The sequence below is a fragment of the Myxococcales bacterium genome, assembly GCA_023898405.1.
Lineage (GTDB): Bacteria > Myxococcota > UBA727 > UBA727 > JABDBI01.
On the sequence record CP060221.1, the window covers coordinates 852,274 to 872,407 of the forward strand.

The 20,134-nt window shown below is 38.2% G+C and carries 18 protein-coding genes; 7 read left to right on the forward strand and 11 right to left on the reverse strand.

The genetic code is table 11. The features are described 5' to 3' along the window. Window positions 1-76: 76 nt before the first annotated feature. Window positions 77-679, reverse strand: a complete 603-nt coding sequence (locus tag H6731_03865; GenBank protein ID USN51554.1) for a HEAT repeat domain-containing protein — start codon at window positions 677-679, stop codon at window positions 77-79. Between the two features lie 244 nt (window positions 680-923). Then, window positions 924-1,709, reverse strand: coding sequence for a hypothetical protein (locus H6731_03870; GenBank protein USN51555.1), 786 nt, complete (start codon window positions 1,707-1,709; stop codon window positions 924-926). 904 nt (window positions 1,710-2,613) lie between these two features. Between H6731_03870 and H6731_03875 the strand changes: the two genes are divergently transcribed. Continuing rightward, on the forward strand, window positions 2,614-3,387 hold the full coding sequence (locus H6731_03875) for a hypothetical protein (protein USN51556.1): 774 nt from the start codon (window positions 2,614-2,616) through the stop codon (window positions 3,385-3,387). Further along, on the forward strand, window positions 3,384-3,986 hold the full coding sequence (locus H6731_03880; GenBank protein ID USN51557.1) for a hypothetical protein: 603 nt from the start codon (window positions 3,384-3,386) through the stop codon (window positions 3,984-3,986). Before H6731_03875 ends, H6731_03880 begins: the two co-directional genes overlap by 4 nt. Here the strand turns inward: H6731_03880 and H6731_03885 are convergent. Then, a complete protein-coding gene (locus H6731_03885; GenBank protein ID USN51558.1) occupies window positions 3,890-6,061 on the reverse strand; it encodes a transglycosylase SLT domain-containing protein in 2,172 nt (723 codons plus the stop codon). The genes H6731_03880 and H6731_03885 overlap by 97 nt on opposite strands. Before the next feature lie 268 nt (window positions 6,062-6,329). Here H6731_03885 and H6731_03890 point away from each other — a divergent pair, with 268 nt between their 5' ends. Next, window positions 6,330-7,787 carry a trypsin-like peptidase domain-containing protein gene (locus H6731_03890; GenBank protein ID USN51559.1) on the forward strand — a complete coding sequence of 486 codons (1,458 nt, stop codon included), beginning with the start codon at window positions 6,330-6,332 and terminating at the stop codon, window positions 7,785-7,787. 63 nt (window positions 7,788-7,850) lie between these two features. Here the strand turns inward: H6731_03890 and H6731_03895 are convergent, their stop codons facing one another. The 3 genes from H6731_03895 to H6731_03905 form a co-directional block, all read right to left on the reverse strand. After that, window positions 7,851-8,942 (reverse strand): hypothetical protein, encoded by a 1,092-nt coding sequence (locus H6731_03895; GenBank protein ID USN51560.1) that lies wholly within the window; start codon window positions 8,940-8,942, stop codon window positions 7,851-7,853. Window positions 8,943-9,698: 756 nt separating this feature from the next. Next, window positions 9,699-10,130, reverse strand: coding sequence for a hypothetical protein (locus tag H6731_03900; GenBank protein ID USN51561.1), 432 nt, complete (start codon window positions 10,128-10,130; stop codon window positions 9,699-9,701). Between the two features lie 280 nt (window positions 10,131-10,410). Then, complete coding sequence (locus H6731_03905) at window positions 10,411-11,718, reverse strand: hypothetical protein (GenBank protein ID USN51562.1); 1,308 nt, start codon at window positions 11,716-11,718, stop codon at window positions 10,411-10,413. Window positions 11,719-12,276: 558 nt separating this feature from the next. Here H6731_03905 and H6731_03910 point away from each other — a divergent pair. From H6731_03910 to folE, 3 genes are read left to right on the forward strand one after another with little or no spacing between them, the layout of a single operon-like run. Continuing rightward, window positions 12,277-12,765 (forward strand): histidine phosphatase family protein, encoded by a 489-nt coding sequence (locus tag H6731_03910; protein USN51563.1) that lies wholly within the window; start codon window positions 12,277-12,279, stop codon window positions 12,763-12,765. Continuing rightward, window positions 12,762-13,106, forward strand: coding sequence for a hypothetical protein (locus H6731_03915; GenBank protein ID USN51564.1), 345 nt, complete (start codon window positions 12,762-12,764; stop codon window positions 13,104-13,106). Before H6731_03910 ends, H6731_03915 begins: the two co-directional genes overlap by 4 nt. Before the next feature lie 30 nt (window positions 13,107-13,136). After that, the gene (folE, locus tag H6731_03920; protein ID USN51565.1) at window positions 13,137-13,691 is read left to right on the forward strand and encodes a GTP cyclohydrolase I FolE; all 555 of its coding nucleotides are present in this window, start codon (window positions 13,137-13,139) and stop codon (window positions 13,689-13,691) included. Between the two features lie 172 nt (window positions 13,692-13,863). Here the strand turns inward: folE and H6731_03925 are convergent, their stop codons facing one another. From H6731_03925 to pckA, 3 genes are all read right to left on the reverse strand, one after another. Then, window positions 13,864-15,525 (reverse strand): hypothetical protein, encoded by a 1,662-nt coding sequence (locus tag H6731_03925; GenBank protein ID USN51566.1) that lies wholly within the window; start codon window positions 15,523-15,525, stop codon window positions 13,864-13,866. A gap of 156 nt (window positions 15,526-15,681) precedes the next feature. After that, window positions 15,682-16,872, reverse strand: a complete 1,191-nt coding sequence (locus tag H6731_03930) for an Mrp/NBP35 family ATP-binding protein (GenBank protein ID USN51567.1) — start codon at window positions 16,870-16,872, stop codon at window positions 15,682-15,684. 10 nt (window positions 16,873-16,882) lie between these two features. Beyond that, window positions 16,883-18,424 (reverse strand): phosphoenolpyruvate carboxykinase (ATP), encoded by a 1,542-nt coding sequence (pckA, locus tag H6731_03935; GenBank protein ID USN51568.1) that lies wholly within the window; start codon window positions 18,422-18,424, stop codon window positions 16,883-16,885. A 168-nt stretch (window positions 18,425-18,592) separates the two neighbouring features. Between pckA and H6731_03940 the strand changes: the two genes are divergently transcribed. Continuing rightward, window positions 18,593-19,102, forward strand: coding sequence for a hypothetical protein (locus tag H6731_03940; GenBank protein USN51569.1), 510 nt, complete (start codon window positions 18,593-18,595; stop codon window positions 19,100-19,102). A 238-nt stretch (window positions 19,103-19,340) separates the two neighbouring features. Here H6731_03940 and H6731_03945 read toward each other — a convergent pair whose 3' ends face one another. Both H6731_03945 and H6731_03950 read right to left on the reverse strand, forming a co-directional pair. Next, the gene (locus tag H6731_03945; GenBank protein USN51570.1) at window positions 19,341-19,715 is read right to left on the reverse strand and encodes an NHLP leader peptide family natural product precursor; all 375 of its coding nucleotides are present in this window, start codon (window positions 19,713-19,715) and stop codon (window positions 19,341-19,343) included. A 59-nt stretch (window positions 19,716-19,774) separates the two neighbouring features. Further along, the gene (locus tag H6731_03950; GenBank protein ID USN51571.1) at window positions 19,775-20,128 is read right to left on the reverse strand and encodes a histidine triad nucleotide-binding protein; all 354 of its coding nucleotides are present in this window, start codon (window positions 20,126-20,128) and stop codon (window positions 19,775-19,777) included. Window positions 20,129-20,134 lie beyond the last annotated feature (6 nt).

A 20,134-nucleotide genomic window follows, 5' to 3' on the forward strand; every position in this document is an offset into this window, starting at 1 on the left:
CATTTTGTTATTTCAATTTGACGCATTATAAAAAATGAAGTTTAGGCAGAAAGTTGATTTTCTAATCCACCAAAGTTTAAAATTTTTCCAAACGTGCTGAAGTTACACAAATAGTCAAACGTACAGCACGGGATTTTTCTTTTTCTAAACATTTCATCAGCCGTGTCACAGCCTCTCTTTTTAAAGCATGTTCATGTTCAAAAGATAACTGGCCAATAGCCTTCACAATCAGTGCACGCTGTTTCTCGTCTCTTTCATCTAACAGTCGAAAAAAGGTTTCCAATGCTTGCAAACTTCCTATTTTTCCTAATGCAACAATTACGCTTTGAGATATAAAATCAGCATCCAGTGCTTCAATAAGAAAAGGTAGCGCACGGGTATCTTTTAATTCACCCAGTGCCCATGCGACAGCCTGGGCCTGCTTTAAATTGGTGGTAAGAAATGATTTAAGTAAAAAAGGTAGCGCACGTTTATCTTTTAGCTTACCCAAAGCTAATGCCGCTCCAGTCGAGATCTCTATCTCATCTGAATCCAAAGCAAAACAAATAGCAAAAAAGGTTTTTTGCTCGCTCAAGCGTCTCACAGGTATTCTAATTTTTTTTCCTTCCACCATAGCTGTAAAATAATTATCGCTAGATAATCCAGTTTCTTTTATGACTGGGCTGCACTCATGCACCATTGCGAGCTCCAAAAAACTAAAGCCCTCAGAACTTCAGCACCAACAAAAGTCGTGAGGATCAGCATCGGCTATTTTTTGCTTAAGATATTTAAAGAGCTATTTATTTCGTATTTTTTTACCACGAATTAAAAATATTTTTTTCAAAGAAAAAATTTTATATTCTCTTCACAAAATAAAATTATTTTTCATCAATTACAAAAAATGCCGAGTAATACCCGGCAATTTTTTTTGCTAACATAAGTGATTATGCAGCCTTTCTTCTAGCCTTGCTTGATTTTGCAGCACTTCTTACTGGCTTTCTTTTGGGAGCAGCTTTTTTAGCTGCTACTTTTTTGCGAGCTGCTGGTTTCTTAGCTGCTACTTTCTTGCGAGCAACTGGTTTCTTAGCTGCTACTTTTTTGCGAGCTGCTGGTTTCTTAGCTGCTACTTTCTTGCGAGCTGCTGGTTTCTTAGCTGCTACTTTTTTGCGAGCTGCTGGTTTCTTGGCTGCTACCTTTTTGCCTGCTGCTGGTTTCTTGGCTGCTACCTTTTTGCCTGCTGCTGATTTCTTAGCTGCCACTTTTTTGCGAGCTGCTGGCTTTTTGGCTGCTACTTTCTTACGAGCATTTGCCTTTCTTTCAGCTAAACGTTTCTTCAAAGCTGCTTTTTTAGCTGCCAACGCTTTTTTCTTTTCTGCAGCTTTCTTTTTAGCAAGCACTTTTTTCTTCAGAGCTGCCTGTTTTTTAGCTTGCAATTTTTTCTTGGCTGCTGCTGCTTTCTTAACTGCAGCAGCTTTCTTCCCTTTTCCTTTTTTGGCACTACCGCCTCTGCTTGCTTTCACTCGTGCTATATCTCCCGCTTTGTCTACATAATAAAGAAAGTTCTCATCCCTGCGCAATCCTGATTTTAGTACCAGCTCAGGCTTTTGGCCGCGACCTTTTTTTTCGCCACCACGAACCATTTTTGCTCTAAATACATTCAGATTACGATCAAGGTAGTACAACCAGCCCGGTTTCCGGGTAATTCCTGCTTTGAGGACTTTTTCTGCCATTTTTGTACGCTCCTCTTACCATCCAATCGTTTAATAATGCTGTGTACAGCTCTTATGAGTAGTAACTCTACCCTCAAGTACTATGGTGTCCTATTCAAAACTTTCAGTCGAATCTTTGGACGTTTTCTTTTGCTTTTATTACTTGCCGACAAATGAGCTATTTTTTATGGCATAGATTTTTCAATCAACTCTCAACTCCTATAAAGCATTTAATAAATATTTTCGGTCAGATAATAGAACGATATCTTTAAAATCTATTAGCCAATCATCAGTAAATACAAGACTTTTTTTGCTTGAACACGACGAGGGACAGAGTTGCCTTTTTGCGTTGGGCCCCTTAACTTTTTTCCGATATTTACGCAACTCTGCCCAAAAATATATAAAATTCCACAAAATTATTAAGATTAGAATATTTATTAAAACTTTTTTCCACGCTGCCTCCTCACTCAAAATTATTTGACTACCACCATACTCAAATGAGCAGAGTATCCATGCGGCAGAAAATTCATTGATGATAAAATTTATACATTTTTTTCTGTAATCCCCTTAAAAACAAGATTTATTTTTTAGTCGAGAATTACAGCGTTATTAAGAAAAAGAACCCAAAGGCTTTGGATATTAGCTTACTTCATTGCGATTGCATTATTTTTTGCAAGCTTATAAGCAGTCTAGAAACTATTTTAAAATATTTGAAATAGTCATTTGCCTTGGCAATTAAAAATTAACGAGCTTTAGTTGGCATATGGTGGTACCTCATCTAAGTTTGGGAATGAAGATCGCCATTTTTTGACTGAGCTCCAGACTAAGCGATAGCAAAAAATTATTGTTAGATACGGGAAAAAAGAGACAAAAAAAGCTTGGTAATTATTTTCGAAACAGTCTCTTAGCTACAAGCGGTAAAACTATGAATATTCTTATCAGCGGGGCAGAACATCAAGATCGTATGAATCATGCTAAGGAACTTGCCATGGTGAGTTTGTGCCTTGATATCCAAAACAATAAAGCATGCCAAACCTGCAACAACTGTGAACGTATTCTTACTCGATGCCACCCAAACCTCACTTACATAGAGCCCCTGCACAATGATGATGCACCTGAAAAAAATTCTCGTGAAGAGATAAAAATAGAACAAGTGCGTCGTATTATTTTTGAAAATCAAAAAGCAAACTACGAAAAAGGGACTGCTATTTTTATTATTACCCACATGCATCAAATTACAAAAGCTGCTGCTAATGCTTTGCTCAAGTCCATTGAGGAAAGTGGTGATAATAAATCGTTTTTTTGTCTTGCTCCCTCGAGATCAAGCGTCTTACCTACCATTGCATCACGATTAATTTCAGTGCCAATAAAACCTGCTGCCCTGCTCGACTCCCCCGATGAAAAAACATGCCAACTAATTCATGCCATAAACAAACTAAGCCCAAATAAACGTTTTAAAATATGCGGCCAGTTTAGCTCTCAGCGAGCTGAACTCTATCAAGAACTAGAAAATATGCGTGAACAATGCCACATACTTTTGAGATCTTACTCCAATTCTGCTACATCACAGAATCTTCATCCCTCCTTAGCGCTCCATATCAGTCAGGCTTTGAACAATGCATGTACCCTGCTCGAAAGAAATATTAATCCTCGCTTGGTAGTGGAACAATTGCTGCTTCGCGAGTGGCCTTGTGCATGAATATAAAATTATTAGCACTCGACATTGGTGGTGTACTTGCTCACATAAACAAAAGTAAGCTGTTCTTTCATTGCTACAAGGCTGGCATCAATATCCAAGACTTTTTTGACGAGGATTTTTTATTGCTGCAAAGAGGCCTCATTCCAAGCACGCAATTTATAAAAAATAAGAGCTCAAAACTCTCGCTTGAAGCAAAAAAATTCGAATCGATATTCTGCTCAATGGTACAGGCTTTACCCATAAGCTATCATCTGAATCAGCTTAAAGTTCCATGGGTTTTTTTCAGCAATATTAATGAATTGCACTATTATCACTTCGTAAAAAAACTTAAACTCTCTCCTTTTACAAAAAACAATTCTATTCTTTCGTTCAAAGAAAAACAGCTTAAACCACACAAGCAATTTTTTGAGCGACTATCCTACATCTCGTCAATTAACAGAGAACATATCTTATTGATCGATGACAAAGAAACCAATGTCACAACAGCCATAAAATATGGCTTTCAAGCTTTACTCTTCGAGGATGACACATCGCTATTATCGTTTTTTAATAAAAAATCTAATTCATTTAGCTGCGCATTTGGATCCATCAATGAATAATGAAACATCCCACCCAGTACATTCTTTAAATAACGGTTAGTTTCATCGATAGAAACATTTTCAAGAAAAGCATCTATAGGAGCATGATTATTTTTTGTGATCCACCTCTGGGCATGACCTGGACCTGCGTTATAAGCTGCGAGCGCAACAGCCAAATTACCGAAGCGCTGCTGATAGTTTTTTATCAAACCTGCCCCAAGCAATAAACTTGTCTTGGGCTTATAGAGATCTTCTTCGCTTTGAAGTTTAATCCCCATTCTTTGCGCTTGCTCATCCGCGCTGACTTTCATCATCATCATCAGACCTCGAGCCTGCGCCCACGATCGCGCATCTGGCAAAAAACAACTTTCTCTTTTCATAATGGGATAAACAAGATTTGGTGAAACATGAGACCTTTGGGTTGCCTCTCTTACTTCTTCTTTAAAAGGTCTAGGAAAAGCTATTGCATTATATATTCCTGGACGAGCTCTTAAAATTTGCCCTGCCTTAAAGTTGCACTGGATTAATTTCAGATAGGCCAGGTGGGCATCATCTAAGTCCAAAAATAATTTTGCTATAAAAAAGACTGACGCTTCATCGCTGCTTTTTACAGATTTTTCCAACAACAAAGCAAGAGCTTCTTTATTAAAACCATTTTCAATAAGCTGATTGGTTAAAATAAGTTCTGGATCTTTGCTTGTTTGAAGACCTTCAATTTTTTGTGCAGCAATTTTTTTGAGAGGAACATGCACCTTGAGTTCTTTAAGCAAAAGCCACGATAACCAAGAATAGACTGTCGGTATCTTGTGATGGACCAAAGCCATTAGCTGAGATTTAATGGTAGAGAGTTTGTTTTTGTTCAATGCTTTAAAAGTTTTTATATCCTTAGAGATACTCAAACGTGTAATCCAGTACTGGGCTTGTTGAAAACTCAAAGAATCAGGGTGAGATATCTTTTTGAGATGCTCGAGACTTTTTGCAGCAAGTTCTAGCTCACCTAATTTAGTAAGTTCAAAAGCTTTGGAAAATAACGCCTTATGGATCATATCCCCATCGGGATACTTTTTAATTAAAATATCAAGCGTCTTAAACATATCGTCATATTTGCCAACAGTTCTTTCCATGTCAGCCGCAAAGAAAAGAACATCATCGCTCAGACCATCGGTAGGATAATCTTTTACAAATTGATCAAATTGAGCTCTTTGACTCACATCACTTGCCATGGATGCCAACATCAGCTCCATGTAACGAGCTTTTCTTTTTACTTCTGAGCCACATGTTTTTATCAGCGTCTGAAAAGCCAAACGAGCGCCTTTATAGTTGCGCATTTTTCGCTCTATTTTGGCATTTTGATAATCGAGTTCACACCTTTCGTCTTTCGATATTTTCTTGAGAGAACTACGGGCTTTTTCATAGGTTTCACGAGCTTCTTTATTTTTTCCAAAAAGCATTAAATTGAGCATTCGCTTTGTGTAGTCTTGCGCGGTTAATTTTTTTTGCCATTTAATAAATTTTTTGTTGCTGCTAAATCTTGCAACATCGATGCTTTCTGGTTTTTCCAAATACAGTTCTTCATAAAAGTGAGTTCTGGTCTTTTTATCTAACTCTGCCACCTCTAGAACATTACTTAAAAAATTTCCTCGCCGTGCTCTCTCATTGAGTTCATAAAATGGACACGAGCTAGGAACGGCTTTATCAAATATCCTTTGACCCATTAAATTTTTTGCCAGCCATTTTTTGTTTTCAAAATCAAGCTCTTCAAATAAATCACTTACAATTTTTACGTTATTCAAGAACTGAGATTTCTTTATTTTGAGCAGATTATTTTTCCATTCTTTGAAATTATTTTGCTTCAAATAAATACGAGACTTTAGATAAAAAGCGCTATCGTGATGCAAATGACCTGCAGAATATTTTTTATCGATAAGATTGATAGCATTGGTAAATTGTTGTTTCTCAACTAATTTTTCTAACACAATGACAAGGCTTGGCTCAGTATGAGTATGAGATGGAGCTTGATTTTTTTTATCAACAGCTTTGCACAATATAATTGCTGGGGAAAGCACAAACAGGAAAAAAAATTTTATTGAATACATAAAAACCTCTAAAAAAATCCTGATTAACAGCAATCCCAGAAATTAACTAAAGCTTTAATTTCTAAACGCCCGCAACAAAGCGAGGACTAGACAGAAATTAAAGCTTTAGTTAATTTCTGGGATTGCTGTAACATTATTGTCAAGATCACACCAGAATTAGCAATTCGAAGTCTTGCCAAAAAAATTTATAAAATCAAAGCTAGTCCGTCAAACGCTAGCGATTATCAGAATAATTGCTCATCTAAAAATTATTGGAGAATAGATATATATGTTTATACGGATACAAAAGAAAACTCTCTGGCTTTGGCTTTTAATAACCTTTGCGTGCTCAAGCGCCTTTGTTTTGGTTACTCAAAACCTTTGGCGTGAACTTTCAGATAAACAAGCTCAAGCACAAAAAATTGAAATCTCTTCATGGGCTCCTTTAGTAGAAAAATCTCAACCAGCAGTGGTAGTAATCACAACCGAAGCTTTGGTTCAACAGCCTGCTATGGAATTTCCAGGTCTCCCAGGGCCTTTTAGGTTTTTCCCACCAGAAAAACAGCGAGGACAAGGAAGCGGTTTTATTATCAATGAAGATGGTTACATCATAACCAATCAACACGTGATCGATGGTGCACAAAAAATTCGTGTAACCGTTGGCATGAAACCGCGCGAGTATGATGCAGAGGTTATTGGTTCAGATGAAGCACTCGATATTGCGCTTATCAAAATAAAACTGAGCAAAAAAGAAGAAAAAATTAAATGGCCGTACTTGCCCTTAGGTGATTCTGATACATTGCGCCTTGGCGACCCCGTCATGGCCTTGGGAAGTCCTCTAGGCCTCGTTCAATCAGTCAATACAGGAATTATTTCGCAAAAACACCGTGGGGGTATTCGCCCATCAGGACGTGATCTCTACGCTGAGCTAATTCAAATGCAGATGCCTATTAATCCAGGTAATTCTGGTGGGCCGGTTATTGATCCTTATGGTCGGGTTGTAGGTGTGAGTGAATCCATCTTGGCATCAGGTCAAGCCATTGCTTTCTGCGTGCCCATCAATATTATCAAAGCCGTGGTTCCTCAGCTGCTCAAACATGGCAAAATTGAAAAAGCTTTTCTTGGGGTAGAACCTACCGATCTTACTCCGCAGTACGCCAAAGCTCTTGGTCTTTCTGAAAACGTCACAGGAGCTGTGGTAGTGCAGGTTTTGCCTGATACGCCTGCTGAGAAAGCGGGTATGAAGGCCATGGACGTTATTTTAGAAATTGATGACTTAAAAGTTGCCGATTCATTCAATTTGCGCCAGCACACTGCGTATAAAGGCGTAGGCCAAAGTGTCATCATAAAACTCTTTAGAAAGGGAAGCGGTTACAAAAAAATCACCATTAAATTAGAAAAAAGAAAAGAAGAAAGCCAGCATATCTCTCACGCAAGACAAAATAAAACAGAAAGCGTTAGTATTGAAAGTGTTGGTCTTGAAGTAATGGATACGTCGGTAGAGCTAAGAAAAGAAATGGACTTGAGCTCAAAAAATCCAGGTGTGCTTGTGGTGGCAGTTTTAAGAAGAAGTGCTGCAGAATTTGCGAGTTTACTGCCTGGAGACGTCATTACTGAAGTAAATGGTGAGACACTAAGCTCAGCCGCACAGCTCAAAAAGATTGTAGATAATGCTAAGAAAGACTCTACCCTCATGATGCTCACAAGAAGAGGCAATGCTAAACGCTTTGTTCCTCTTGAAAGGTAATAATCCACAGTAATTAAAAAAAGCCGAAATATTTTTCGGCTTTTTTATTGAGCAAAAAACTGATTAAAGAGCAAACTGGAATTGGGTTCCGGCATACCATTTATCGATTTTATCGTTAATCAAGTCTGGTCCGACATAAGTCAATAATTTCAAATGATGACCAAATACGTAATAGTTGATACCAAGACGAGCTTGATGTTCATGATCTTTGTCTGTTTTCAACCATGAATATCGTACAACTGGCTCCCAATGCTTGGCTATCAAATATCCTAAGTCAGCTCCTCCTCCAAATTGGTCAGCACCTTTATAACGACGATAGTAAAAGGCACCATTGCTAGAGAAACCTGCCCATTTAACAATGTAATCAGCTCCACCGCGAAGATCCTTTGTAAAATCACTCGACTGATAATCGGTGTTAGCAAAACCGTTGATAGCAAGAGCAAAACGAAAACCACCGCCAGCAAAATCAGCAAAGTCATACCCATCGATGCCACCGTAGTTATAACCAAGACGAGCCACCACACCATTGCTTACAGCAGCCAATGCCCACTCAAGTGCATTGTTAAAGCCATTGTGAAACATCACACCAATATCGTGACCATCAGGAGTCAATTGGAATTGATTATTTGCATCACTTTGATCTTCAAATTGCATTTGAGAGCTTGAGATCAGTTGTTGACGGGAAAATGGGGTTCTAAACTTACCAACTCTGACCTGAAAATATTCAGGATAGGGAGCAACATTTAAATAGTAATCTCTAAGGCCTGTAGAACCAGCTACATTATATTGAAATTCATTAGTAGCGAGCCCTGTACCGTCATCATAGTATGGGCTTTCGAATTGAGCTTGAAAAAAGTAGGTGATGGCGGGGTTAAAGGCATTACCAAGAACCTTCAATCGTGCACGTGGAAGTGAAATCGATAAATTTTTGTCCTTAGTTTCAGGAACATAAGTCCATTCATTTCTCTGTTGCACATGACCTTTGATAGCAAGTTTAAAATTTCCATCGGGTGTCGATATAGCAAACTTACTCATGTCTTCCATGGTATCTGGATCTGCATAATTGAGTGAATCGTGGGATGACTGAGCAAAGACTTGATTCACCGTTATGAGGCTTGCTACTGCACACATCAGGTAAATTATTTTCTTTTTCATTGAGTGTCCTCTTTTTCATTTTCTAAGAGCATCATGACCAACTCGATTAGGATGCTCTTTAGTTTTAGCCTATGTCGTGTGCTCACTTCACGTATTTCGTCAAAAAAATTAAAACAAAAATCAAATTAAATTCTATAAAAACGCTGAGACACTGTTGAGGCTTGTTTTTTTTCATATTGAAAAATAAAAAAATAAAACTCAACTTTTTTGCATTAATAGCTGGATTATTTGCTCTTTAGTGGATTTAATAAAATTATTTTTAACTAATTTTCTTCAGCTAAAATTGAGGAAATTCTAAGAGACAGGTCACTGCCCCCAGCCTAGAGCGTGCCGTTTCTTTTTGAACATAGAATAAAACCCAAGAGCGTTTCATAGTTAAAAAAGGTGTCATTAGATGGAAGCTATAGCTCACAAAAATACTTTGACGACGTAAAAAAGCATGGCGATAAATACCATCACAGAGAAATAACTACTCAAAAATTCGATACATTGTTTAGACTGTTGATTGGCTCACAGACATGCCTTACTGTGAAATTCATTTCTACCTGAACGATACAAATAAAGTTATGCTCAAACTGGCGCTCGAATGCCTTAAGTAATCATATTGAAAGCTCACCCTCTTTTGCCTATGAAGTAGTTTGTTGTTGCCTTAGTTTTTGTTAAGAAATAAGGTAAATTAATGCTGAATATTTTGGTGAAACCACGAAAAAACCCCATTTTTATGGGGCTTTTTTAAAAGTCTTAATCAATACAAAACTATTCTTGATCGGCTAAGTTAAAGAAATTATCTTCTGCATCTTCGTTTTCTGAATCGGAATCCATTGTATCATCGCTGTCACTTAAATTATCGCTATCCACATTGCTTTGCACATCATTATTAGGATTAACTGCCGCTTGGCTATTATTGATTAATGGCTGGACTGCCTGCAAAGCTGGCAAGAATGGAACAAGTTGTGAATTATTAGAATTTCTGTGGTTTACTCTTCTGATATTAAAAATATCACGATCAACTATTCGATAGTCACCAGGATTATTTGCATTTACCATAAGAAAATGGTCATCTTCTAGACTTTGCGCCACATTATAAACTCTGAGCCCAGGGGCAAGAGATGCCTGAGATTGTCCACCAGAAGGATCATTAACTGCGTTTAGTGAGCAAGCCGCCAATAATACCAATACAATTTTCATATCAAAATACCTCAAAATAAAATAAAATAACCTTAAAACAATTCATAAGGTCAAAATAATATATTTTCTTTTTAAATGAATCACTCAAAAATGCAATAAGTATAATATATTTTTCCCGTTTTTACTCACAAGTGCATATAACTTAACATTTTTTTGATTTAGCCCGCATATTCCTTTAAGGAGCTGTTTAGACAAAAATTGGAACGAAAAAAAGGGCAAAGATAGGCTTGGTAATCTCAGGGAAGCAAAAATATTTTTTTAAATGCTTTTAAAACAATCGCTACACTCTATTAGATGCAGAAAGCAACCCTCTTATCATCAAGGTCTTAATTTTTGTAATAAGATTCATAAAAAGGCTTTGCTCATCTTCGATTTCTGTCACCTGAAAACTGCTCATCAAAACACGAGCTAATTTTGCTTCAAAATAATTTTGCCTAAGGACTGAATCATGAGCGGATTCTTTCATTAACCCCACAACCCCCTCAATCAAACTTTCCCTTGAGCATGATCGCTGGCCGTTAGCGATCCTCTCTTGGCAAAATTCTTGTTCAAAACCTTGCAACTGGGTTTCGCTAAAATAGGTTCTTTCAATTCTAATATTTAGAATGATCGGTTGAATTACATAAAGTAATAATGAATTTAAAACTAAATTTTCACATTTCTTTTTTTGCGAGATAGTTAAAGACAACCCATCAATTAAACTATTATATAGAAATTTAAAAAAGACCTTTTTTTCATTATGCTGTTCAAAAATAATTGTTAAAATATTGTTTCCTAACAAAAATAGATATTCTTTCTCGCAAGAACTCAGCTCACTTTCGGCTATTTCTTGAAGCAAAACTTCTATTTCTGCTTTACTAACAGCCTCGAAGAAATCATCCGGTATTTTTTCTTGCTTTTCTTTAATCTGCGCATTACCTATCCGCTCTTCAAAAAACCTAAGCTGAGCCTCGATGGCAGATTTAGGAGTAATCATTTCACTTTTAATTTCTTTTATTTCTTCTAAAGAATCATTTTTTTGCACTTGAGAAATGGGCAAAGAATTGATGGCAAAATACTTATCACTAATATCTCTAGTATAGCTTTCAATCATTGAAGGAAACATTGGATTTAACAGCAATTTGATAAGGTGCTTTTTAACCATGGGGTTCCACAAGCGCCTTAATATATCATATTCAGCAGAAAATATTTCAGATTCTCTAAGTTTGCATTGCCGCAATTCTAAGGTACTTAACTGAAAAAAATCTAAGTGAGTTTTTTTTAATAATCGATGTAGTGAGTCTATAAGACTGCATTCATCTATATAAGAAAAAGAAAACCTACCAATATATTCGATATAATTATCGCCACAGCCTTCTTCGAGACCATCGCAATAAAACTCCATACCATTTACGGGACTATGAGCTCTTGTTTTAATGCTGGACAGATCTAATATTTTACTGTTGCTCAGTGATTGACTATCTGAGCGGGTTAAAATTTTTCTACTCTTTGGGGAAAGTAAATTAGCTATTTTTTTGGTTGGTGATGATTTTTTTTTGGGAGAACCAAGTTCCTTCTTTTCTTCATAAGGCGGTATTACTATTCTCAATTCTTTTTTGTAATTTCCTTTCCTATCTCTTTTTGGGCATTTTCCATTGAAAATATAAATTCACAAAAAGTTAACAGCCCAAAAAAAATCCATATGACACAAGCTTTCACAAACAATCTCCCACGTACCGCAATATTTTTTTGTGGCTATACGCACCTAATTAAACCCCTCCAAAGAACTGAAATACAGGCTTCAATTAATCCATTTTTCTTAAATAACTTATAGAAAGTTTAAATGATGTTAATTTTTATCTATCTATAGAGCTCGTTGCGACTAAGCGTTTAAAAAGCAAAAAAGATTCCCAGTTAATACCCTGACAAGCAGTATAAGCAAAAGCATTCACGATAAATTTGCACGTAGTGTTCCTTACAGCTGGGGGCTTTCAACAATAAAATCATGAAAGCAAGGCTTCTTGCAGCTAAGCTCCTAAAGGGGCATTGGCTACTTCTTTTTTTATTTACAACACAAGTTTATAAGCAACGAGCTTAGAGAAATTATTTTTTTATCATTCTCTCGAGCATTTTTTTAAGGCTAAAAACTCAAACAACGGAGAAAATTATGGCGCACAATAACAATTTTCTTTTAATCATGCGACATGCCAAAAGCGAAAAAGCCGCAATTGGCACAAAAGATTTCGATCGTCCCTTAAACCATCATGGGCATCAGCAGCTGGCGCATATTGCTAAACACATAAATCATCTCAAACTAAAGATAGATTATGCTTTAGTCAGCCCGGCATTGAGAACACAACAAACTTTTGAGCAGCTCTCTTCACACATGCATCACGCTCCTGCATCTATTTTTGATCAACGTCTATATAATGCCGAGCCAGAAACTTTATTAGAGGTGCTTGGTGAAATGAATTATGACAAAAACATTCTGTTGATTGGCCACAATCCATCGGTGAGTGAATTATTTTTTTTTCTAAGCGGTCAGAATTACCAATTTGGTACGGCGAATGCAGCAATTTTAAAGGCAAAAAAATCTTCCTTTATGGAGTCTCTTAGCCCTAATGGCTTTGAAAAAGTGGAGATTCTCACACCATGAAAATTATTTCTTTTGCCTTGGGAGTACATGAGCTTAAATTGAAACTACAAGCCTGCCCGCACAAATCTAGGCAAAAAGCACTTCTGTTGGTAAATTTTGAGGTAGAAGGTGATTTTTACCGAGCTGCTCAAAATGATGACTTAGAGTCCACTGTTGACTACGATCTATTAAGCAGGGAACTCTACGCTTCAGTTAGAGGCCTAAACTGCACCGCACACCATGAAATTCACTCCCACTTAGTTGAGTCTATAAAAAAATTTTCGCCCTTAATAACAGGTGGTTTTATCCAAAGCAGCTTATTGTGCCATAGTGCCTTTCCTAAAGTTCAAAGCATGCTATGAAGGATGACACCAAAATGATTGAGCTAATGTATGCATGAAACTATCGAAAAATCCGTATCAAGTATTTTAAGCACGTTGGGTGAAAATATCGAACGCCCAGGCCTAAGAGAAACTCCCGAGAGAGTGGCTAAATCCTTAGCCGAACTTACCAGTGGTTACCGGCAATCTATCGATCAAATAGCAGACAATGCAATCTTTGACTGTCAATCTAAGGGCATGGTTTTACAGAAAAACATAGAATTTTATTCTCTATGCGAACATCACTTACTGCCTTTTTTTGGCCACGTTCATGTGGCCTATTTTCCCAATAAGAAAATAATTGGCCTAAGCAAAGTTGGCAGAATTATTGATATGTACGCTAAACGCCTACAAGTGCAAGAACACCTTAATCATGAGATAGCACAAGCTCTTTACGATCTTTTGCAACCAAAAGGTGTGGCAGTAGCTATTGAAGCCAATCACTTTTGCATGATGATGCGCGGCGTAAAAAAACAGCATGGAGTGACGTGCACAACTGAATTTAAAGGTATTTTTGAAGAAGACGATCACGTACGCAAAGATTTTTTGGCCAGTATTAAAAACTAAAAGTCTTAGCTGTTTTTAAAATGCCTAGAGGATCATTTTATTTGTCTTAGTACTTAAAAATTATCTGGTTTTGGGCTGAAGGAAGGTCGCCAAAAAATTACAGATAATGGCAACAAATTGTTTTGCCGCCACTATCTTCTAATAAATCAATTTCCAAGCAAAGCTAAAATAACTAAGCTAGGGATTTCATGTAAATATCGTATACAACCTGAGGATCGATCTCTGGGTTGCTCACTTTACCGTGATTCACCCACAAGCTTCTATCACGCAAGTCACCAACAGGATGTGGCCGCCACATAAAATCTGGTTTTTTGTGTGATTGCGGAGTCTTAATCCAATCGCTTTCAACAACTTCGCCGCCTGCTCCATAACGTACAAAGCAATCGTAAACTCGTGCCTTTTGTGGAAAGCCAGTACCCTTCATATCAATATGGTAGTACTTGACCGAACCATCATTTGGCATGTTAGCAGCGTTAAACCCTGCTGGTGCTTGAGTTGATTCTTGAATTTTCACTTGATCATAAGGGAAATTCCATACTTGGACTCCAGGATCTATATCCAGCACAAAAGGTAATTGATCCTGCCCCCACTCCTTCATCACGCTCATAAATTCTTGTGGTGATGGGTCGTTAGGATTATCTCTTGGTCCATTATAACGATGGCCTCTGAAATCTACCTTTTCTGCAAGATTAGAAACAACTTTCACTAAAAGGCCTTGAATATCATTTTTGGTAAAACGAATTTTTTCACCCCTATCGTTCAACATAATGACATCATGTTTTGGTGCTTGCAGCACACATGAAGCGGTAGAAGCTTTATCACAGTGTCCCCACCAACCGAATTCTGCTCCCGCACTCAATGGCTTGCGGTTATGCTCATACTCATATTCTCGAGCCTTGCTTGTGCCTGTGTACATATCGTATTTAGCGCAGGCACCTTTTGGAGCGTAGAGATTATTGGTTGCATCACCACCGTTTGGTTGAGTTTCTTGTAAAGGAAACCAGTGAAAATGCTCTACGGCTTTGCTCGCCTTCCAGTCAAGAATTACAGTTCCATGGGTTCCTTCAACTCCATTGTTCGAAACACTTCCTGGTACAGGAATACCAAGAGGTGCTACATCAGCATTGGATGTTGCTGGAGTTGGAGTCTCTCCAACTTCAGGACGCGCAGGTGTTGTTGGCATTGCAACCGATCCTGAACTATGATTCGAGCCTGCTGGAGTTGTTGGCATTACAACTGAGCCTGAATTATAATTCGAGCCTGCTGGAGTTGTTGGCGTTACAACCGGCCCTGAACTATGATTTGGGCGTGCTGGAGTTGTTGGCATTACAACTGAGCCTGAACTATGATTCGAGCCTACTGGAGCAGTCGGCATTGCAACCGAGCCTGAACTATGATTCGAGCCTGCTGGAGTTGTCGGCATTACAACCGGCCCTGAACTATGGTTCGGGCGTGTTGGAGTTGTCGGCATTACAACCGCCCCCGTGCTGTGACTATGGTGAATCAAGCTTGGAGATACACCATGGGTCACTGTACTGTTATGGAAGGATTGATTGTTACTTGGTATCTGGCCATGTTGAATGTAATTTTTTAATACTTGCTTACTTTCTTGCGAAAACTCATTTTGGTGGCGTTTAAATAAATGAGCAAGCTGCCGAGTTCCTCGGCTACTTGAAGATGAAGTAAAGCACGATTTTGAAGGATTGTTGTTAATATCTTCTGCACACGAAATTAATTTTATTGTTTCATTTTTTGAAAGCTCTTTCCCTTTAGTATTAGGAATATTTCCACTATCTTCAAATATTTTCTTTAGTTGGCCGTCTACTCTCGACATTTCACCCTCATTTAGCCGGTATGGCACAAATTTCATAATGTTGTTGGTGCAAAAAAACGTGGGACAAAATGCCTTTATAAGGCATCACGTTTTCTTGCGCCCAGCAACTAATAGCGAGCGATGAAATGTTTTGGCGTGCTAAAAAAATAGAACTAATTACAGCACAGGTAAACGACGTTTTTTTTCTTCAGCTTGATTAGCTTTCTGAGGATTATTCTGAGCACTATTATCTGGCAACTTTTCTCTCATCCCCATCAGTGCTACCGAGGCACAAATTTCATGGGCTACTTCTCTTAGCTGTTCTGATATCGGTGAGGTTTTATCCTTAAAAGCCAAAGGCTCCCCTTTATCTGCCGCTGTCCTTAGAGCAGGCGTCAGAGGTAATTCGCCTAAAACTTTGATACCTAAATCCTGAGCCTGCTTTATCGCTCCACCTTGGGAAAAAATTTGATGATGTTTGTCACAGCTATCGCAAACAAAATAGCTCATATTTTCGATAAGCCCTAAGATGGGAATATTGACTTTGTCAAACATATTTTTTGCGCGAATAACATCTTTTAAGGCTACATCTTGAGGAGTCGATACAATAACGGCGCCAGCCACATTTATCTTTTGCGCAATGGTCAATTGGATATCGCCAGTTCCAGGAGGTAAATCCACGATCAAATAATCAAGTTGCCCCCAATAAACATTATGAAACATTTGCATAGAAGCTGAAGCAATCATTGGACCTCGCCAAATCATCGGCGCATCAGTATCGACTAAAAACCCTAGGCTCATAAGCGCCACATCATATTTGATGGGAGGCACCATAAAAGTTGCATCACTGTTTGGCTCTTTAAAGGCTTTAACCTGGCCTTCTTCCTCTAAATCAAACATTACAGGCACTGAGGGCCCATACACATCTGCATCCAACAAACCGACCCTACAACCTAACTGAGCCATAGTGACGGCCAAATTGCTTGCTACTGTGCTTTTTCCTACGCCACCTTTTCCTGAAGCAACCAAAATAACATTGCGAACATCTGCAATTTCTTCTTTTTTAATGCTTTGAACAGCCGCAGGTTTTACATCTGAATAAACAAATAAATCAATTTTTTCAGGATCTTCAACATGCTGTATCAAAGCCTTTTTGACGGCCAAGGCAATATTTTTTTCTGATTTGAGCCCAAAAGTGGGTAAAACAATACATACCTTTAAGCGCTTATCCCAACTTACTTCACGCACAATATTGAGTGTCCAGGCGTCAGAAGAAAGCTCTGGTATCAAAGTTGCACGCAATGCCTTTTCTAAAGCACTCATTAACTCGGGAGATACATTTTTAACAATTGGGTCGATAGCTGGCATATTTTCAATCCTAAGTTTTTTTAAGAATCGGTCCTGCCTTTCTTAGATTCTCATGAAGCAAACTTGAATAGGGTTCAAAGTTATCATTAAAAAGTTGCGCTAATTTATAAGCTTGCGCCTCATAAGCCATCTGATCTTCCCAGACTGATTTAGGATCAAGAATTTCTTGAGGCACTCCCTCAACATCCACCGGCACCTCAAGATTAAAAATCGGATCCAAACGATAATGTGCATTTTTTAGCTTACCATCAAGCGCTGCATGCAACAGCCGACGAGTCCACGAAATTTTCATTCGCTCCCCAACTCCATAAGGACCGCCGCTCCACCCAGTATTGACTAACCAACATTCAACTTTGTGATGAGCAATTTTTTCTTCTAGTAATTTGGCATAAACTTGAGGTTTGTGAGCCATGAAGGGAGATCCAAAACACGGTGAAAAAACTGCCACTGGCTCGGTAATTCCCCTCTCTGTTCCGGCAACTTTTGCAGTATAGCCGTTTATAAAATGATACGCTGCTGCCTGAGCATTGAGTTTTGCTATAGGAGGCAAAACACCAAAAGCATCGCAGGTAAGCATAATAATATGCTTTGGATGTCCTCCAACACCACTCAGACAGGCGTTGGGAATATAAGAAATATCGTAGCTAGAGCGAGAATTTTCAGTCAACCGAGCGTCATTGAAATCAACTTTTCTGCTGCTTGGATCAAAAATTACATTCTCTAAAACAGAACCAAATTTATTGCTCGCCTGATAAATTTCCGGCTCATCGCTAGAAGACAAACGAATCACCTTAGCGTAACAGCCACCTTCAAAATTAAAAACTCCTTCATCATCCCATCCATGTTCGTCGTCTCCGATCAAAAGCCGGCTGCTATCAGCTGAAAGAGTTGTTTTCCCTGTACCACTCAGCCCAAAAAAAATAGCGACATTGCCACTATCATCCATATTGGCTGAGCAATGCATTCCCAATACTCCGCTATTAGGCAACAAAAAGTTCATGGCAGTAAAAACACTTTTCTTAATTTCACCGGCATACTCGGTACCACAGATAACAATTCGACGCTTAGAAAAATCTAGTACTATGGCACATTCAGAATTAGTGTGATCCATTATTGGATCGGCCTTAAATCCTGGAGCATGAAAAATTTCAAAATCTACTTTAAAATTTTTGTTTGACTCTAAAAACATATTTTGAGCAAAGAGATTATGCCACGCTCGTTGTGTTTTTACCCTAATATTTAAAGCATGGTTTTGACTCGCCCCAGCCCTGCAATCCAACTTATAACACCCGTTTTTATCAAGATACTGCGAAACTTTTTGAAACAAATTTTCAGCATGTTGAGGGCTCATTTTTTTGTTGCCTTCGTTATACCAGATGAGATCTTTTGTGTGTTCATCATAAACGCTAAACTTATCGCTTGGAGAACGACCTGTGTATTTTCCCGTATGAACAATCAATGCTCCACTATCGGATAACACTCCCTCACCACGTTTAATGGCTTCTTCGATTAACACAGAGCGAGTCAAATTAAAATTTTTTGATTGATTCATGAGCAAACCTCACTATGGATGATCTCTTCCATGACACAAAGTACTTATGTCAAAAGCTTTAACAGTTGAAGCCTAAGAGCACATCCACAATTTTAAATCTGCTTCTTAAGGCAATATATTTTTTATGCGATTAGTTTTTATTGAGATTTTTCAGCCAAGAGTTAATTCATGAAAAATTTTATTATGCTTGTGATTATTTTTTGCGGCGCACTACTTGCTGATACTCCTCAACCAAGCGACTCAAGCTGCGAATATTATCAACATCTAGAAGCTCTGAGACCTTGCTCTCAGCACAGCAATTATCTCATCTCCTATGGATACAAATATTGCAGTCTTTTTCAAACTTCAAAAAATGACTGGTCCCATCAACTTCAAGCCTGGATTGAAAACACAACCTTGTGTCTTCAAGAAAAACTTGCTGACTATCAAGCTCTCAACAAAAACGAGTCTAATGATGAAAAATATTGTGAAAATCTAGAGAAGATCGCTTTTAAATCTCATGCTGACTGCTACACCGAGCATGGCTTTTGTAGGCTTTCATGCGCCGATCAGATAAGAATAGCCTCTCACCTTTTTCAGCTCGACGTTTTACTAAAACCAAAAGCCTCTCTTCAACAAGCACTGCTCGTTGCCGTTCGCTGTTCACAACACCAAGTTCAATCATGCAATTTATTATGAGTTTTTACTGCTAGAATGACTTTTTAGATACGCACTTAGAAAAAGTATGAAAAATATTTCACATGCAACTTTTACTTTGAGCTTCGTTACTGCTAAAAAGCAAAGTCTCATATTTTTGTGCTCAAGCTCCTAACTTAGGCAATGGCAAAAAAGTGAGACTTTACAAGAAATATATTGACGTATCGCCACTATCTGCGATTCTTTTCCAAATTTGATGAGTATATACCCGCCCTCATCATTATTTTTTCAAAGCTACAAGCTCATTTTTCAGCTGCTCTATCTCTTTCTTTAATTCTCGTATTTTTTTTCTGTCTTCAGCCTTGGGAAGAGCTGCTAGATGCCCCGTCGCCATTACTCCGCCAATAACATCTTTTAGCTCATCATCGGATAAATCACCAGTTATAAAGTGGGGAGGCACGGATGGAACAATCAAATGCAGCGATTGCTCGTTTTCTTCATGGACAGAAATATTCATGTCATGGGGAACTTTAATATCAAACTCGCGTTCGATGGCGTTCTTAGGATCTTTTAAAAGCTGCTGTCGAAAATTTTCATCACGCCATGCTTTCACAATTATATCTAACTCATAATCTCTGATAAGTTCTTTATCCACTCTATACTCCCATGCTAATAGCCTTTGTCTCTTTAGCTTAACATGGGCTTAAAGCGAGTTTAGCCTGGAGGCCAGGAAAAATTTCTTCCCCCAAGAACATGAGCGTGCAAGTGAAACACTGTTTGCCCTGCACCTTTTTCAGTATTCAAAACCACCCGATACCCATTAGTATTCATTCCAAATTGAAAAGCAATCTCCTTTGCCATCAACATCATGTCAGCGAGCACTGAGGCATTGTCGGCAGAGAGCTCATTGAGATTAGCAATATGAAGTTTGGGAATCACCAGAGCATGAAACTCTGCTACCGGATTAATATCGTGAAAGGCAAGCACTCTATCATTTTGCGCAATAATCTTAGCTGGGATTTTTTTTTCATATATTCCACAAAATAGACAAGACTCGAGCGCGCTCATAACATG

Bases quoted from the DNA above. Each gene is read 5' to 3' on its own strand.
- H6731_03875 (USN51556.1), top strand. From the start codon at position 2,614: ATGAATATTCTTATCAGCGGGGCAGAACATCAAGATCGTATGAATCAT.
- H6731_03950 (USN51571.1), bottom strand. From the start codon at position 20,128: ATGAGCGCGCTCGAGTCTTGTCTATTTTGTGGAATATATGAAAAAAAA.
- H6731_03940 (USN51569.1), top strand. From the start codon at position 18,593: ATGAAAAATTTTATTATGCTTGTGATTATTTTTTGCGGCGCACTACTT.
- H6731_03930 (USN51567.1), bottom strand. From the start codon at position 16,872: ATGCCAGCTATCGACCCAATTGTTAAAAATGTATCTCCCGAGTTAATG.
- H6731_03880 (USN51557.1), top strand. From the start codon at position 3,384: ATGAATATAAAATTATTAGCACTCGACATTGGTGGTGTACTTGCTCAC.
- H6731_03890 (USN51559.1), top strand. From the start codon at position 6,330: ATGTTTATACGGATACAAAAGAAAACTCTCTGGCTTTGGCTTTTAATA.
- H6731_03925 (USN51566.1), bottom strand. From the start codon at position 15,525: ATGTCGAGAGTAGACGGCCAACTAAAGAAAATATTTGAAGATAGTGGA.
- H6731_03915 (USN51564.1), top strand. From the start codon at position 12,762: ATGAAAATTATTTCTTTTGCCTTGGGAGTACATGAGCTTAAATTGAAA.
- H6731_03885 (USN51558.1), bottom strand. From the start codon at position 6,061: ATGTATTCAATAAAATTTTTTTTCCTGTTTGTGCTTTCCCCAGCAATT.
- folE (USN51565.1), top strand. From the start codon at position 13,137: ATGCATGAAACTATCGAAAAATCCGTATCAAGTATTTTAAGCACGTTG.
- H6731_03865 (USN51554.1), bottom strand. From the start codon at position 679: ATGGTGCATGAGTGCAGCCCAGTCATAAAAGAAACTGGATTATCTAGC.
- H6731_03895 (USN51560.1), bottom strand. From the start codon at position 8,942: ATGAAAAAGAAAATAATTTACCTGATGTGTGCAGTAGCAAGCCTCATA.
- H6731_03910 (USN51563.1), top strand. From the start codon at position 12,277: ATGGCGCACAATAACAATTTTCTTTTAATCATGCGACATGCCAAAAGC.
- H6731_03900 (USN51561.1), bottom strand. From the start codon at position 10,130: ATGAAAATTGTATTGGTATTATTGGCGGCTTGCTCACTAAACGCAGTT.
- H6731_03870 (USN51555.1), bottom strand. From the start codon at position 1,709: ATGGCAGAAAAAGTCCTCAAAGCAGGAATTACCCGGAAACCGGGCTGG.
- pckA (USN51568.1), bottom strand. From the start codon at position 18,424: ATGAATCAATCAAAAAATTTTAATTTGACTCGCTCTGTGTTAATCGAA.